The following is a 16,291-nucleotide window of genomic DNA, read 5'->3' as shown; positions in this document are numbered from 1 at the left end:
GTTTATTATAAAAAAGCATATAACGATAAACAAATATCATGATTGAATTATTGAGTACAGGGTTTCAGTGGACGGATTTACTACAGCCGCAATGGTATATTGAAAATGGCGGCCTCTGGCTTTTGCTGTTTGTCGTTTTTGCGGAAACGGGCTTGTTTGCAGGTTTCTTTTTGCCTGGCGATACCTTACTGTTTGTGGCCGGAATTTATGCTCATAAAATCGGGGAAGGCGCTGCTGCCGAACCCGGGCTTACTTACCAGTTTTTAAAATTGTTCGGCCTCCACCATATTCAAAATGAATGGGTCGATTTGATCGTGCTTTGGGCATTGATCTCCTTCTGCGGCATTTTAGGCAATATGGTGGGTTATTGGACGGGTAAAAAAGTAGGCCCGGCCATGTACAACTGGAAAGAAAACTTTTTCTTTAAAAGAAAATATCTGGAACAAGCGCATGATTTTTATGAAAAGAACGGCGGCGGAGCAATCATCGTGGCCAGGTTTCTTCCATTTATCAGAACTTTCGCGCCAATCATAGCCGGCATTGTGAAAATGGACCGCGCGAAATTTATGTTCTATAATGTAGTGGGTTGCGTTGCCTGGGTTTTCAGCATGATATTCGCCGGCCACTTCCTGCAAAAATGGTTGATGTCATCGTTTGGCTTTGATTTGAAGGAACACCTCGAAATTATCATTATCGGTATTGTGGTGATTACCACACTTCCGGTGATCTTAAAGATCGTAAAGGGAAACAAAAAGTCGAAAAGTGCGCTCATCCGGGAAGCTCAGGAAGAACGACTCGAAAACGTCGTAGAGCAACAAAAAGAGGATTAACTCACCGCTGCTTTCTGAATGTCGCTAATTTCCAGGATGGAAGATTGATACCCTTCTGTACTAACCGTGATCATAGCTTTTGCGAGTTGCGATAAGTGAATCAGCTTTTTCGGAGCAAATATCTTCACCAGTTGTATAGCGGGCTTATAAAGAGTTGGTACATTTTGCGCTTCTTTGAAAGACTGCATAGCGCCCGGTCTGAAATTAAAAACCGCTTTGAACGGAAGTTTCATTAAATCATTTTCCGTTTTGCCTTTTACTCTTGCCCATCTCAACCGGCCCTTTTCGCTGCTATCGGTATGAGCGCCGGAGACATAACAAAAGGTCATGCCCGCATTTTGAGCAGTGAGTATTGCTGCCACATGTAAAGTCAGCGTGTAAGTCATCCGGTAATAGTCGTCCGCTTTAACGCCTACCGAAGAAAGGCCCAGGCAAAAAAAGCAGGCTTCATATCCCTCTAGTTTGTCTGCAATGGGAGTGAGGTCTTCAAAATTGCTGTGCAGCAATTCTGTTAATTTTGGATGTCGGATGCCGCAGGGTTTCCGGCTCAACGACAATATTTGTTCAACACGGTCGTCTGCCAGACAGTGATGAAGAACGCCTTCTCCAACCATACCGGTTGCGCCTGTAAGTATCACCCTAATTTTTTCCATAGTCTTTATTTATGATAAGACGTATGTAACCCGAAATTACTCTGTGGGTTTATAGGCCGTAGTGTATCTTCTCCATTTTTCGATCACTTCGGCAATATCGGTCGCCAACTCTGATTCAAAAAAAACAGGTTTACCCGTTGCCGGGTGTGTGAAGCCCAGGGTTTTGGCGTGCAGCGCCTGGCGCGGGCAGATGTTGAAACAATTATCTACAAATTGTTTGTATTTGGCATAAACCGTCCCTTTAATAATACGGTCGCCGCCATAAAAATCATCATTAAAAAGCGGGTGGCCAATATGCTTCATGTGAACCCTGATCTGATGCGTGCGGCCCGTTTCCAATATACACTGCACCAATGTCACATACCCGAAGCGCTCTAAAACTTTGTAATGGGTAATGGCTTCTTTTCCATGATCCCCTTCGGGGTATGCTTCAAATAATTTCCGGAACCGAAGATTGCGGCCCACATGCGCCACGATTGTCCCTTCATCTCCCTTCACATCGCCCCAAACCAGGGCCATATATTTTCGGTCGACCGTGTGGTCAAAAAACTGTTTGGCGAGGTGGCGCATGGCGAGCTCCGTTTTTGCCAATACCAAAAGGCCGCTGGTGTTTTTATCGATACGATGCACGAGGCCAAAACGGGGCAGCGTATCAAGGTTGATTGCTGCATTCTGCTGCTGCAAATACCAGGCAATGCCGTTGAGCAGCGTTCCTGAATAATTGCCGCTGCCGGGATGAACCACCATGCCCGCTGCTTTGTTGACGATAATAATATGATCATCTTCATAAAAAATTTGCAGCGGCAGCTGCTCGGGGACAATGTCGTTTTCATCGGGCGCAGTGTCCGTATACACCACGATTTCCTGGTTGGCCTTGATTTTAAAATTAGGCTTGATCTCATTGCCGTCAACCAATACCATTTTGTTGCGGATGGCTTGTTGAATTTTATTACGCGTCGCGCTTTCGATACGGTTCATTAAAAATTTGTCGATCCGATACGGTTCCTGTCCCGCATCGGTTTTAAAAACAAACTTCTGATAAAGGTCGTCGTTTGCGTTTTCGGGAAATACTTCTGATTCGCTCATTGGCTGCAAAGGTAAAAGAATGCGTTAATGAACAGAATGCGTTTATTTTTGTTTTTTGATTGACCTTTGCTGCGTTGCTGAAAGGCCAACGCGACAGAAGCAGCAAAGCGTGTAATTTTGGAATTCTTCTTATGAAACAAAAAGTACATTTTCAGCATCTCGGAAGCCTTCGCTATAAGGATGCCTGGGATTATCAGGAAAAGCTGCTGCAGGAAAACGTTTTAATTAAAACAAAGCTCCGAGAACTCCAGGATAGCGATAAGGGCGCTGAAGCAGCGTCGGGGCTTATTACAAAAAATCATTTGCTTTTTGTGGAGCATCCTCCTGTTTTTACGCTGGGCAAGAGCGGCGATATGAACAATGTGCTGATGAGTGAGGCGCATCTTTCAAAAATGGGCATTGATTTTTTTAAGATTAACCGCGGTGGCGATATCACTTTTCACGGCCCGGGTCAATTAGTCGGTTATCCGATTTTCGATCTCGAAAATTTTTATACCGATATTGGGAAGTATCTGCGCAATATCGAGGAAGTTATGATCCTCACTTTAAATGATTACGGCCTGAAAGGAGAGCGCTCTCCGGGAGAAACCGGCGTTTGGCTTGATCCGGATAAAAAGGGAAAGGAGAGAAAGATCTGCGCTATCGGCGTGCGCACCAGCAGGTGGATAACGATGCACGGCTTCGCGCTCAATGTCAACACCGATCTCAATTATTTCAATATGATCGTTCCCTGCGGCATCCAGGGAAAACAAGTGACTTCTTTAGAAAAAGAGTTAGATCAAAAACTCGATATCCGCGAGGTGGAACAACGCGTGAGATCCAACTTTGAAAAAGTATTTGATGTAGAGATGGTAAGTGATCCGTCCTGAGATTGCGCCCGGCTATTAAAAATCTTTGGGTAGGTAAACTTTATGCCTTTCCATAAGCTTCCCGTCTGCGTAAAGCTCAAAATTGATATATCCGGCCGTAGCAAAATAAGACCGGTCAAGCTTAAAGCGTTTTTCCTTGACGTTATTCATTTCAAACAAAGGTTGACCCGTCTCGCTGAAGAATTTGATATCGTATTTTCTTTTGTCATAGGGTAATTCCACTCTTACATATCGATCAGGAGAGGTAAAAATATAAGTCGATTGTTGAAATCCTGCGGGTAGGAAATTCGGGTTGAGATTCACTTCTGTGTTCGATCTGTTACCGCTGTTGTACGCATCTGCCAATCCGGTCGAATCAAGGGTTGGACGTTTCGATTTTGTTGAAATATATTTACCGCCTTCGAACATCACAAAAACCCGGTAAAACATATTATCGCTCGGCGGTTTTACGTCCGCAAAGCCGTTTTGTTGAAGGGTGGGATCGGGCATTGTGCCAACCGTTTTAAAGAAGTTGAGACTATCGGTCGATCGCTGAATATTAATTTGTTTAATGCCCTGATAATTGTGGGTCCATGCTACCACCACGCGGCCGCCGCCTACTTTATAAACTGAAAAATCGGGTAACATTTCCTGAGCCTGTAAACCTGTGAAAATGAAGCCTGTCAAAATAAAAAACACTAATTTCTTCATAATAAAAGCCGTTGCTACTTGGATTGCAAAGATAGGAGAGTGAGCAGAACGGATCAGAATATTAACGTTCCTTTTCGTAGCGATAAATTGCCTTGTAGTCCTCCGGAATGGATGACAAGTATTTTCGTTCCCGATGCGAAATGCTTTTTTTCGATCAGATCATTTATTCCGAAAAATAATTTGCCTGTGTACACAAAGTCAGTGGGAATGCCGGTTTGCTGATAAAATTCGTTCATAAAGTGAATTAGCGCGGGCGTTTTCTTTGCATAGCCTCCAAAGTGATAGCTATGATTGATGTGAACAGGCTCGTGCTTATCTTTTAGCAAGCGCCGAACTTCGCCATCGAGATTGAAATAGTTTTTGAGTGCACTAAATCCAAGAATAGCCGATGATTCTTGCTTTGCGTTAAGCAAGCCGGCCATCATGGTTCCCGTGCCTACGGCGCAGGCGATGAGATTGTATTGCGTTTTATCGTAGGGAATCGTAGCTGCGCCCGCTGCGCCTTCCTCGCTGTAGCCGCCCTCAGGGATGAAATAGTTGTTTGCGCTGACAAGTTGTGGCGGAATTTTTTTGGCGCGATAGGCTTCCCTGCTTACAAAGAATAATTGCATGCCGAAGGAGGCTGCCGTTTGCAAACTGTGCGAAAGTGTGGGGGGCGCTTCACCGCGGATGATGCCGATGCTGGTGATGGATAGCGCCGCGCATGCTGCTGCCGTGGCAACAATATGATTGGAAAAGGCGCCGCCGAAAGTTACAACGGCGTCACAGCGGCTCGCTTTGGCCCGTTCGAGATGATATCTTAGTTTAAACCATTTGTTGCCGCTAACAACGGGATCGGCCCTGTCGAGCCGTAAAACATGGACAGCCACTCCATTTTTCGACAAAAAAGGAATCGGTTCCGCCAGGATCAAATCTTCATTAATTATATGCATTACAAGTTTAAGCGTTGGCTAAATTACCTTATTTTTGAAAGCATCTATTTAAAATATAACGGGGCAAATAGTCCCCTAACAAAATTGAAGATTATTATGAAACCGACGTTAGTGATTTTAGCTGCAGGAATGGCTTCGCGCTATGGTAGTATGAAACAGGTCGAATCTTTTGGCCCCAGCGGTGAAACGATTATGGATTATTCGATCGCCGATGCTGTGAAAGCCGGATTTGGTAAAATTGTTTTTTTAATACGCCAGCAGTTTGAAGAAAATTTCCGCAACTTATTCGCTTCAAAATTGGACGGGAAGGTCGATTATGAATTTGCTTTTCAGGAGCTGGATATGTATCTGGATGGAACCGAAATTCCAAAGGAGCGCACCAAGCCCTGGGGGACAGGGCACGCGGTATTGTGTACCAGGGATGCGGTAAAAACGCCCTTTGCTGTAATCAATGCCGATGATTTTTATGGTTTTGATGCATTTAAAAAGGCAGTTGAGTTTTTAACTGGCGACTGCGACGAAAAAACCTACGCGGTGATTGGTTATCCGTTGATGAATACGCTGTCAGCGCATGGCACCGTGAACAGGGGCGTGTGTGGCCTGGATGAAAAAGGTAATCTGGCCAGCGTGGTAGAGCGCATCGGCATTGGCGTTCAGGGCGATAAAGTAAAAGTTGACGATGGCCTGCAACCCGATGAGCTGTCGAAAGATACGGTTGTTTCAATGAACTTCTGGTGTTTCCACCCTTCGGTTTATGAACTGTATGAAAAGGATTTTAAAGCGTTCATCAAAGAATTTATTACCGTTCCAAAATCGGAATTTTTAATTCCGGCGGTGGTAGATAATTTTATTAAAGACGGCGGCGTGGTGAAAGTGATCACCACATCGGCGCAGTGGTTTGGCGTTACTTATAAAGAAGATGCGCCGGCGGTGCAAAAGCAGCTCAACGAGCTTATCGAAAGCGGCGCTTACAGCAACAATCTCTGGGGTGCCTGATTATGATTAGGGACTTTCCAACTATGTTTAAAAGCCTCAAAGTGATAAAACGCTTTGAGGCTTTTTTGTCAATGAAACTTTGGTGTTGATAAAAGATTGTAAAAATAAAAAGCGCTACGAGGGGTAGCGCTTATCCGGTTTTGGCATTGTTGTCGCCTCAATTCACTTTCACCATATAGATATATTCTTCAATCTTCTTGGTTTGCTGCGGACGCTTTAGGCCGATAAGTGCACTTTTTGTGTTTAGCTTAATATCTTTTATGGCAGTTTCGCCCGCGTCATTTTTAGCTTTCAGATCATTAACGGCGTTGAAAATGCTTCGGCTTTGAACAGCGAACGCCACACCTTCTGCATCTTTTTGTCTTGCATTTAAAATACCGATCACCTCTCCATTCTCGTTTAAAACCGGGCTTCCGCTATTGCCATTATCAGCGCGAATATCGATCTGGCAACTCATTGTGTCGCCGTTATAACCTGTTTTAGAACTCAGGTAACCCTGTCCGTACACAATTTCTTCGCGGGGATAACCGAGGGTGAAAATTGGCTCTGCCAGATCAGTAGATTTTTTAGTGAAGCTGTAAGGCGTTCCGGGAAGCGGCTTAAAATCGGGGTCGTCAATTTTTACGATAGCGATATCTGTTTCAGCGTTGCTATATACCACTTTCGCCACGAATTCTTTACCGTCGTTATTTTGCACGGCAATATTCTGGGCTTTTAAAATCACGTGGTTATTGGTCACCAGGTAGCCTTTCCCATCAATCAAAAATCCGGTGCCGCTATTGGTGTAGGGGATTTCAGGCGTGTTGGCCGAAACGCCGCTCTGTTTCAGATTTTTAATTTCCCTATCCTGGATTTTCGATTTTTGAGCCAGGGTGTTGATATCTCTTTTAAGAATTTCAAACTGGTTGGCCGGCGCTTTAGGCGTTACTGAGCCGATGATGCCGCTAACGATCAGGGCTGTGATACCGGCGATCGAAGCCGCAATGGCCGTCGTCTTTTTAAAGCGATTAAACAGGTAAATAAGTTTCCCGCCTTTAGGTTTTTCTGCGTCAATTTTACCCTGTGCCGATAGGTGGTTATGGATTTCGTTTAACGAAGTCTGAAATTTCTCCCATTGATTAAAGCGATCCAATTTCTGAACAAAAAGTGTATGTTCCACCACCATTTGATCCACATTGCTGTCTGCTTTGCGCAAATTTTCGAACTGAAGGCGTTCGTCAGAATTCATCTCACCCATGATATACCGTTCTACGGCATCAATGAGTGTAATATTATTTTGCTGCTCCTCCATCACTTATCTTGTTTTTTATATTGAGAAAAGAATATTTTTTTCAGGCGCATCAGGCATTTATATTTCTGCGTTTTAGCATTCTCAGCGTTCGTGTAACCAAAACTTTCCGCGATAGCCTGCATACTTTTATTTTTGAAATAGAAAGACGCTAATAAACTTTTACAGGGTTCGCCTAAAGAGTGAATGGCAGCGTGCATCATTTCAAATTCTGCATCTTTCTGTTCGTGCTGTGCCACATCTTCCTCAACGATTACCTGTGTTTCGTTTGTATCATCAAAATCGGCGTTGCGCCGGTCGCTTTGATTTAATCTTTTCAGCCAAAGCCTTCTGGCAATCGAATAAAGATAGGTCCTGATCTGACAATTTAGCTCAAAGCTGCCTGAACGTGCTTTGTCAAATAATACGATCATTGCTTCCTGGAAAATGTCTTTTGCATCGTCAACCGTACCGTTATTATTAACTACCAGGGCTTGAATCAAATTGTAATTCTGACCGTAAATGATCTCAACCGACTTTCTGTCATCGCGAGCTAATCCCTTCAATAAGTCTATTTCCTGTTCTAGTGTAGAATCTTTCAACCTGTGTTATTTTTAATACCAATTTTTAAAAATAGTAACCCTTCCCGAGTCGAAAAAAAAAATTTATTTTTCAGGGTTACTTTTTAACAATTGCCGTATTAACATTTTTAACCTCAAACCCAAAAATTATGAAAAAGCTATTTTTTTTATTAGTAATCAGTTCGTTAGGTTTTGTAGCCTGTAACAATGCTGCAGATGGTGAAGGAGGAGAAGACACTACCATCATTTCTGCTGACAGCACCGTAGTAGATCCAACATTAGGTAATCCTCCGGTTAATCCAACCGACACCATGGTGAATTTGGATACAACTACAACTCCCACTGATACGTCTGTTCATTAATTCCAGATTTTTATTCGGCAAGCAATATAGAGGGGCCATTCCGGAAACGGGATGGCTTTTTTATGCGACTTCGTTAAGGAGCAGGGTGCAGCCCGTGTAATCTTCATTTCAGCGGCATGCCTAATCCGGTCTTCCAGGTTGTGGCCCGCCCAGCCCTCGTGCCCTGCAAATAAAGGCTATACCTTTTTGCATTGGAGGGAATTTTTATGGAAATTTCTGGGCCCGACCCCGCCGGCGCCATGGAAAGTGGGTTGCCGTAACTATCATTTTTCACCAGGAACCATTCAAACGCAAGCCCCGAGTTGATATTTTTGGCTAATTGCCAGGTATCCTTAAAAATAAGTGCGTTATATTTTAGCGTCTCACCTGAAAAGGCAACCGCGGCGGGTTGTAGTATTTTAACCCGCGGCAGCGGGTGTTGGCTCGATGGTATATGTCCCCATCGCGCAGCAAGGCCGGCAAGTTCATTTTTCGCATTGCCGTTAAAGTCTTTCAACCCATCGAAAGTCAGGTAATTCCATTGATGCTGGTTTTGCCAATCGGCCATAAACGCGCCCGTCGTTTTAAATGCGTCGGCATTTTGTAGGTATAACTGCGGATCTATTTTGCTGAAATAAAACGGTACTTGCAATTGATGAACCGCTGCCACCGGCGACCGTGCATCGCATATCAAACCCAAATAATCAAGTTGCGGCACTTCAGTAAAAAACAGGGGCGCAATACTTAAAAGATCGTCATTGACCGGCAGATCGCAACTGACAGGCCTTTGAGCATCGAGAGATTTTATTTGACTAATGAGTTGACTTAGCCAGCTAAGGTAAGCGGCCTGCTGGTATAAAAGAAAGGGTTTGTCGAACCGTTCTTCAAACGCGATATAAGGGGAATTGCCAATATTCCACCCGATTATGTTGGGGTTGCTTTTCAGGCGTTTGACGTCGCCGATTATTTCTTTTGAAAGCTGATCTGCGGCATCCCTGTCTTTGATAAAATCAATTTCATCGGGCGTCCAAAAAGAATAAATGATATTAAAACCGTTAGCTTTTGCGGCGGTGAACAGGTTGCGGTTGTAAATGCCTGAAGGTGATATTTTGATCGTATTTGCTCCCATTTTTTTTATCTCAGCAAAATCTTTGATGATATCTCTTTTAAAAACAGGATTGTAATTGTTGGCCCAGCTGAGGGTGCGGTTGTAATTAACACCTTTCATGCCCGAAAAAAGATGATGCCGGATGGGTAGGGCTTTATTATTTTGTGGCACTGCTGTAGCCACCGGTAGCGATAATTTATAATGCCCCGTTTTTTCCAGATCTAGTTTGGCAATCGGCTGGCGCCAGTCAAGTGTTTTAGAAAAATCGGATCCCTCAGGTATATTGTGGTCGCTGCCTGATTGAAAAAGTACAAAGGCTTTGACTTCGGGAAAATGATGTTGCATGTCTGCAATAGCCTGGTTCGTCCAGTTAATTCTTGCGTCGCCGCTATCAAGACTTCCCATTTCTGCGATCATCACAGGAATGGTACTTCTGAATACGGGGTGTTTTCTGAACGGCCGGTATAATTGCTCAAAAGAGAACGACTGTCCCGAGCTTGCGAACTTACCGTAGTTTAAAATATTGACACTCGCCCAATCCACATATTTCTTGCCCGGAAAGTAGTCAGCAGTCGATTCAGGTTTCCAGATATTCCAAACCCAAATGACATTATTTGCCTCCCTTTTTTTAAAACTGTTATGCAGGTATATCCAAGCTTTTTTAAAATCGGTGGCGGAATTGTTGCCGCTGGCCGACCAGGGATAAAAGGGATTGTCAGGTTCATGCGCAAATCTCAAAAAGACGGGATGTTTTACATTTTTTAAACTGTCGGCAAAGGCTGTAATGTAGGTGTCGTAATCGCCGCTGATAATGTGCTGAAAAACATTTTGATCAGGCAAAGCCTGCCTTTTTATAAACAGGTTCTGCCAGGGTTCCCAGGTGATCATCGGTAGTCCTTGCAAGCTGTAGATAGAATCCAGACGTTGCATCGGCACTTCAGACGAGTTGCCGTCACCCCATGGCACGTAAAGCGATATGATGTTAAAAGCTTGATGGCGAGTGGCGCTGAGCTGTTCCACAAAAGCTAAATTGCTTTGCCCGTTGTCGCTGGTAGGTGCAAAAATGCCGTTTAGCATAAAAGAAGGCTTTTTATACCTGGGCGCAAACATATTGACGGCCTTATTTTTTTGATAAAGATAGAAACTGCCGCCGCAAAGCATTATGGAAATGATGATCACAGGATAACTTCTTATCACCGCGTAAAGCCGTCTTCTCAACAGCCAGAACTTTTTCTTAGATGCGCCGATGATCTGAATGGTTTTATCGATACCGCGTCGTTGGTTTTTGTACTTTCTAAATGCCAGCTGACGTCCCGCAGCGATATTAAAAAGCAGAATGAGGCAATTGATGGCAGCAAGGCCCGCCATAAAGAGCAGATAAGGGTTAAAGTCCTGATAGAGCCCGTATACAACAGCACCAATCGTCAAAAACAGCATGGCGATATTGGGAATGTGCAGCGGCCAGTTGTCCGCTTCATTAGCGTCTTTCGGCGTGGGCACATAGGGTACTTTTTTGCGAAGGATCGTGTAAACAAATCCAAGAATAAAAATCCACCAGGTGCCAATGGCTATAAGTCCGCCCACAACATGAAACCCTCTTTCTTCGTCTTTTGTCACCCATTTTTGAACGTAATGCCTGATAAGAATCACCAAAACCAAGTAGGGCAGCGCCGCCAAGGCAAAAGTCTGTAAACCCAGGTTGATGGGCACCGTACCGGACACCAGCGAGAAAATAGGAATCAAAAAATTGATCAGAAATATAATGCCCGACAGGTAGTAGAGCGGGATGGTTCCGTAATGTATCTTTTGAAGTAAGGTAAATTTGCGAAAGTTGCTGACATAGGTTGTGACCAACAGTTCAAATACGCCACGGGCCCACTTCAACTGCTGTTTGTAGTAGGCCGAAAGCGTGGAAGGAACCAATCCCAGCGCCAGTACCTGCGGCACATACACCGACTTCCAACCTTTGGCATGCAGATGCATGGCAGTGTTCATATCTTCGGCCAGGCCTGCCGAATGGCCTCCGATCGAATCCAGCGCCTTTCTTCTGAAAGTGCAATTGGCGCCTATGGCCAGAACAGTGCCGTATTTGTTCATCGTCATCATGATCGGCCCGTAAAACTGATAGGTTTGCTGCGCAGCGCCCTTTGCAATCAAACTTTCATTTTCATTTTTATAGGCCTGAACAATTTGAACAAATCCGATTTTTGGATCGTTGAAATGAGAGATGATAGGGTCCAAAAAGTTGGGCTGAGGCACATGGTCTGGATCCAGAATGACGCAGAGATCACCATGCGATGTCCGAAGCGCATTGTTAATATTGCCCGCTTTGGCATTTATCTTTAATGTGCGGGTAACGTGGTTCACGCCGAGTTGTTTACATACCTCAATCAGGTAGGGGTCATTGGCTTCGTCGCACAAATAGGTTTGGTGCGGATAGCTTATTTTTTGAATTGCAGTAAGCGTTTCTACAATCATCTCATAAGGCTCACCGGCGCAAAAAGTAGTAAAAATATCAACGGTGTATGCCTGTGTGTTGGGCGGAGTATCTGGGACGGTTATGAAAAAATAATGATACCACTCGTGCAGGACTTTCAGACAGCCAAAAACGCAGGACACTAAAAGCAAAATAAACAGGAACCGCGAACCAGCGATATCGGGTTGAAAGAGTACTCTTAAAAACACAACCATGGCTGCTATTCCCAAAACGATGAGGATTTGAAGCGTAAGCAGCTCCCTTCTCGTTGGCTTCTCTATCGCTTGAACAGCAGGCCGGGGATTAGTTTTTTTCCACAACATAAAAAGGCATATTACTGGAAGAGAAATTTCCTTTCCCGTCGTAAATATTTACAAAGACCCTGTAGGGGCCAGGCTTAAACGGCGCATGAAACACCATTACCTGATCATGCTGATCATGGATTAAATGCTGCATCGGCACCATGGGTTTTTCATTATTTTCATGTTTATTTCTGGTAAACCAGTCTTCCTTAACAATTTTCCACTCATACTGGTAAGATGTATCATGCCGATTGCCAGTCTCAAGCTTTGCTTGAATTACCGAGCCAGCAGGAGTCAACAGGCTTTCGCCCGGTAGTTTGCCATTAAGCGACAGGTCACCTGTCGCAGGTGGTGTAAACGCCGGATATTTACCGGTCCAGATGAATTGCATGGTCGAAACCATCGGCGACTTTTCTCCTTTTTCTGAAAAAAAGCTAAACCAGGTGTCTGTCCTTTCCTGCTTATATCCCCAGTAAAAAACAAAGGATCCGATCATCCGGTCTCTATTTATCGGGATGCAATCGTTGTACGTTGTTAATAATTCAGCGGCTTTTTTCGTGCTGTTAAATTCAATCGGTGCCGACCATGCGGTTTTTTCCCGTTCGCTCCAGGGCCCCTCTGTTCCCCATTCCGTCAGCATAAACGGCCCGTCCCATAGCCAGGAGAATTTAGCAAGGTCGGAGTGAAGACGCTTTAGCTGGCCATGAAACATATTGAATGAAATAATGTCGACATCAGTTCTATAGCGAATGGCCAAAAGATTGTCGGGCACAAAGTTGACCATCGTCGTTGTTACCGGATGGTGGGGATCTTCTTTATGAATCATTTCAACGACGTCGTTAAACGCCTTGTAGAATTTTTTATACTTATTACTTTTTGGAAAAAACAATTCGTTGCCAACGCACCACATCAGCAGCGAAGGACTGTTTCGATATTTTATCACCCATTTTTTGAGGGCTGCCAGGTTTTGAGCAATTTGCGCTGTATCGCTATAAAAGTAATCGAGGTTACTACTGGGCGGCATATATAAGCCTACCACCACGGCCAGATTGAGCGACTCCGCCTCTTTCATAATGGCATCCAGGTTGACGGTATCATAGGTGCGAATGGTGTTGCCCCCGGCTTTTACCAGTTCGGGCAGATAGGAACTGCCACAGGCGCCTCTGATTTCGAAAGGTTTTCCATTTCTGATGAGTGTGAATCGACCATCCGCTTCTTCGATGTAAACTGTTTTTGCCTGATTAGGTTTGAATTTATCGTTGCCGCACGACAAAACAATTACCATTACCAGTAAGGCTGTTAGATAAGATATTATTATTCTTAATTTCAGAGAATGAGGGTTTTGGTCCTACAAATATAGCAACGCCGCGGCAAGTTTTTACGTTCGGTCGATTTTATGGGAATAAAAAATTACGTCTTTCCGGACGGCTCAAATTTTCTTTTTTCAATGATAGCAACGGTCAGCCTGCTGACGCAAATGAGTTGCTGATTGTCGTCATAAAGTTTTATGTCCCATACATGGCTACTTTTGCCCAGGTGGAGCGGGCTGCACACGGCCTTAACGTTTCCTGATGCCACAGGCTTCAAATGGTTGGCATTAATTTCCATTCCTACCACCATATATTTTTCGCCATCCACGATAAGGCTACTGGCATAGGAGCCCATGGTTTCGGCCAACGCTACAGAAGCGCCGCCATGCAAAATGCCGTAAGGTTGGCGGGTTTTATTATTTACCGGCATGGTCGCTTCCAAAGTAGCGTCTGTAATAGCCGTAAATTGTATGCCCAGATGGCTACTCATGTTGTCGCCGCTGATCAGGTTTAGATTTTTTAAGTCGTACTGTTTACTCCAGATCATTCGTTTGCTTTAGGTCTATAATTTGATAGGCGATACCGGCTTTTTCCCTTCGAAGCAGGATTTTTGCTGCGGCTCCCGCGCAAATTAATTGATAAACACTTCATCGAAAAAGATCCATGCCTTTTCTCCTTTTCCCGCATGCCAGGCCGGCAGCGACATAACCTGCGTGGCCACAATTTTTAAAACCTGTAAGGGTTGTTGCGGAAACGCACATTCGTAACTGGTTAGGTACGACGGCTGGTTTACCTTGGGCTGCTCAGGTTTGAGTTTTGCCAACAGTTGGAGCGCGCCGGCATAGCTGCCGCCCCATATTTCTATCGACGACGGCGGCATGATATAGCTTTCTGTACTCACCAGAGCGCTTAATGTGACTACGCGCACTGGCACTGGCTTATCAAAAAACAGCAGCGCTTCAAACGGCTCATTTTTATAGCCGATCCATTCTGTGGTATTAAAGACTAAGCCGCCCAAAGCTTCATCCGTTAAAGCAAGGCCTTTTTTAGCATTGCCCACATAGCGGGGATTGGGTTTGGTTAGGAGACGAATACTATCTGGTTTGATGCCGGCCTTGAAGAAATTGGCGCTTGCCGGGTCACTGCTGATCCAGCCTTTTAAAAAGGCCCGGGCTTTTATCGTGGCCGGTTGTTTAAGCGTGAAAGGTGCTTTATAAACGGCCGCATGCAGGCTATCGGGTTCACTGCCGTCAACAGTGTAGCGAACAGTGGCGTTTTGAATAAGATTTTTGATCGTTACCACAGTTGATCCGCTAAAGACTTTTTTACCCTTGGTGGCTGTGATGGTAGGCGTACTCAATTTCGCAACCACCGTATCGCCATTAAAACCTAAATCAAACCGGGTGTCTTTCAGGGTTGCTTTCAATGCGTTTACATCTTTTTCAGTAACTGATGTGTTCCAGACTTTGATGGAGGAGATATTTTTTAACGGGGCAAGTTGTTGTAAATCTTTGGCGCTAATGCCGGTACCGGAAAGTGATAATTGTTTCAGATGTTGTAGCCCCGTCAGATATTTCAGGCCGCTGCCTTTCACTTCTGTAAAGGAAATGTTCAGGTCTCTCAGGTTGTCGAAGCTGCCAATAATTTTAAGGTCTTCATCTTTAACCGGCATTTTCATCAGGTGAAGCGACACAATATGGCTTTTAATCTTGTTGAGATCTTTAAGTTGTTCGCTTTGAAACTGATGAATGCCGTAGAAATTCACGGCCAGCGCCGGAGAACCCTGCGCAACCGGTGCGATAACGCGATATTCTGTGTTTAAAGCAGTAACAACGCTTTCATCCAGGGGCTCAAAATCGTAGGTTTCTTCCTGGTCTGTTTTAAAAAATGAGGCGGCAATGGCTCTTAAGGAATCTCCGGGTGGCAGATCGGCTACTTTTTGGGTAAAACTGGCGCCGCTTTTTATCCATAGATATAATATCCTCGATTCTTCATCTGTGAGCTGCGGCTTTCCTTTGGGAGGCATGTGCTCTTTGTGATCAGCGGGCAAGTGGATGCGCTGCATCAATAACCCAAGATCGGCGGCGGTGGTATCCCACAGTTTCCCGTTTTTGCCGCCTTTAATTAAAAGCTGTTCCGAGGTCATCACCAATTCGCCCTTAGCCTTATTGCTGTTATGACAGTTGGTACATTTATTTTCAATAATGGGCTGCACCAGGTGTGTGTAAACAATAGCTTCATCCATGGATACTGGCGGTACATCGGTCGGGTTGTCTGCCGAAGCAAATAAAAAATCTTCGCCATGCGTGATATTGGCGCCTTTGTGGCCGGCAATCAGTAATACCACGCTGGAGCATAAACCAATGACGGTAGTAAAGATTTTGTTTTTGCGGATTTGTTTTTTCAGTCCGTACCAAATCACGGAAATCAGGGCGCAAAAAACACCGAGCCATTTGTGCGCATTGATTTCATCGCCCTCATATCCTCCTTCTTTTGAAAGAAATAAACCCATCAGTGCGGCTACGACCGTGGTAAAAGAAGCAGCCAGCAAGAGCCAGTCAGCAATTTCGCGCGGGACCGATTTTTTGGTGGAGGTTAACAACATTTCAAACAGAAATGCCAGTAACAACAACACGATTGGGAAATGAAGTGTCAGCGGGTGGGCTCTTCCAACGATTTGCAGAAAGGCCGGAATTTGCACTTCGCTATAAAAGATCAAGAGAAAAACAAGTAAACAATTAAGTACGATACATACGTTAAAAATAATATGCTGCCACCTGTTCTGCTTCATAAATTTATTTGCACTATCTTATTTCCTGATTAAATTTTTTCAGGAAACTTATATGGTTG

14 protein-coding genes are annotated in these 16,291 nt (G+C 44.5%); 4 read left to right on the top strand and 10 right to left on the bottom strand.

Translation table 11 applies throughout. From position 1 onward, the window contains the following. Window positions 1–38 precede the first annotated feature (38 nt). Window positions 39–830, top strand: a complete 792-nt coding sequence (locus ABDK00_RS11830) for a DedA family protein (protein WP_346237190.1) — start codon at window positions 39–41, stop codon at window positions 828–830. Here the strand turns inward: ABDK00_RS11830 and ABDK00_RS11825 are convergent. After that, window positions 827–1,483 (bottom strand): epimerase, encoded by a 657-nt coding sequence (locus ABDK00_RS11825; protein WP_346237191.1) that lies wholly within the window; start codon window positions 1,481–1,483, stop codon window positions 827–829. The genes ABDK00_RS11830 and ABDK00_RS11825 overlap by 4 nt on opposite strands. 36 nt (window positions 1,484–1,519) lie before the next feature. Further along, window positions 1,520–2,569: an RluA family pseudouridine synthase gene (locus ABDK00_RS11820; protein WP_346237192.1), complete on the bottom strand. Its 1,050-nt coding sequence runs from the start codon at window positions 2,567–2,569 to the stop codon at window positions 1,520–1,522. A 131-nt stretch (window positions 2,570–2,700) separates the two neighbouring features. On the opposite strand from ABDK00_RS11820, the gene lipB reads away from it, so the two are divergent. After that, window positions 2,701–3,438, top strand: coding sequence for a lipoyl(octanoyl) transferase LipB (gene lipB / locus ABDK00_RS11815; RefSeq protein ID WP_346237193.1), 738 nt, complete (start codon window positions 2,701–2,703; stop codon window positions 3,436–3,438). Between the two features lie 15 nt (window positions 3,439–3,453). Here the strand turns inward: lipB and ABDK00_RS11810 are convergent, their stop codons facing one another. Beyond that, window positions 3,454–4,128, bottom strand: a complete 675-nt coding sequence (locus tag ABDK00_RS11810; protein ID WP_346237194.1) for a hypothetical protein — start codon at window positions 4,126–4,128, stop codon at window positions 3,454–3,456. A 53-nt stretch (window positions 4,129–4,181) separates the two neighbouring features. After that, window positions 4,182–5,060, bottom strand: a complete 879-nt coding sequence (locus ABDK00_RS11805) for a 1-aminocyclopropane-1-carboxylate deaminase/D-cysteine desulfhydrase (protein ID WP_346237195.1) — start codon at window positions 5,058–5,060, stop codon at window positions 4,182–4,184. Between the two features lie 96 nt (window positions 5,061–5,156). Between ABDK00_RS11805 and ABDK00_RS11800 the strand changes: the two genes are divergently transcribed. After that, the gene (locus tag ABDK00_RS11800; protein WP_346237196.1) at window positions 5,157–6,056 is read left to right on the top strand and encodes a sugar phosphate nucleotidyltransferase; all 900 of its coding nucleotides are present in this window, start codon (window positions 5,157–5,159) and stop codon (window positions 6,054–6,056) included. A gap of 157 nt (window positions 6,057–6,213) precedes the next feature. Here the strand turns inward: ABDK00_RS11800 and ABDK00_RS11795 are convergent, their stop codons facing one another. Together ABDK00_RS11795 and ABDK00_RS11790 are read right to left on the bottom strand one after the other, a co-directional pair. Then, complete coding sequence (locus tag ABDK00_RS11795) at window positions 6,214–7,347, bottom strand: serine protease (RefSeq protein ID WP_346237197.1); 1,134 nt, start codon at window positions 7,345–7,347, stop codon at window positions 6,214–6,216. Further along, a complete protein-coding gene (locus ABDK00_RS11790; RefSeq protein WP_346237198.1) occupies window positions 7,347–7,925 on the bottom strand; it encodes a sigma-70 family RNA polymerase sigma factor in 579 nt (192 codons plus the stop codon). The genes ABDK00_RS11795 and ABDK00_RS11790 overlap by 1 nt, the downstream gene beginning before the upstream one ends. A gap of 128 nt (window positions 7,926–8,053) precedes the next feature. On the opposite strand from ABDK00_RS11790, the gene ABDK00_RS11785 reads away from it, so the two are divergent. Next, window positions 8,054–8,266, top strand: a complete 213-nt coding sequence (locus tag ABDK00_RS11785; RefSeq protein ID WP_346237199.1) for a hypothetical protein — start codon at window positions 8,054–8,056, stop codon at window positions 8,264–8,266. A 103-nt stretch (window positions 8,267–8,369) separates the two neighbouring features. Here ABDK00_RS11785 and ABDK00_RS11780 read toward each other — a convergent pair whose 3' ends face one another. The 4 genes from ABDK00_RS11780 to ABDK00_RS11765 all read right to left on the bottom strand — a co-directional run bounded on the left by ABDK00_RS11780 (window position 8,370) and on the right by ABDK00_RS11765 (window position 16,232). Then, entirely contained in the window at window positions 8,370–12,152 is a 3,783-nt protein-coding gene (locus tag ABDK00_RS11780; protein ID WP_346237200.1) for a glycosyltransferase family 2 protein, read from the bottom strand. Beyond that, window positions 12,133–13,416: a glycoside hydrolase family 2 TIM barrel-domain containing protein gene (locus ABDK00_RS11775; protein WP_346237201.1), complete on the bottom strand. Its 1,284-nt coding sequence runs from the start codon at window positions 13,414–13,416 to the stop codon at window positions 12,133–12,135. Before ABDK00_RS11775 ends, ABDK00_RS11780 begins: the two co-directional genes overlap by 20 nt. A gap of 125 nt (window positions 13,417–13,541) precedes the next feature. After that, a complete protein-coding gene (locus tag ABDK00_RS11770) occupies window positions 13,542–13,988 on the bottom strand; it encodes a hotdog fold thioesterase (protein WP_346237202.1) in 447 nt (148 codons plus the stop codon). A gap of 84 nt (window positions 13,989–14,072) precedes the next feature. Next, a complete protein-coding gene (locus ABDK00_RS11765; protein ID WP_346237203.1) occupies window positions 14,073–16,232 on the bottom strand; it encodes a DUF2231 domain-containing protein in 2,160 nt (719 codons plus the stop codon). Between the last annotated feature and the right edge of the window lie 59 nt (window positions 16,233–16,291).

Origin of the sequence: Niabella insulisoli (assembly GCF_039652435.2) — a bacterium.
GTDB classification, from domain to species: Bacteria; Bacteroidota; Bacteroidia; order Chitinophagales; family Chitinophagaceae; genus Niabella; species Niabella insulamsoli.
Note: the sequence above shows the minus strand (reverse complement) of the source record. Positions and strands in the feature narration are given on the sequence as shown.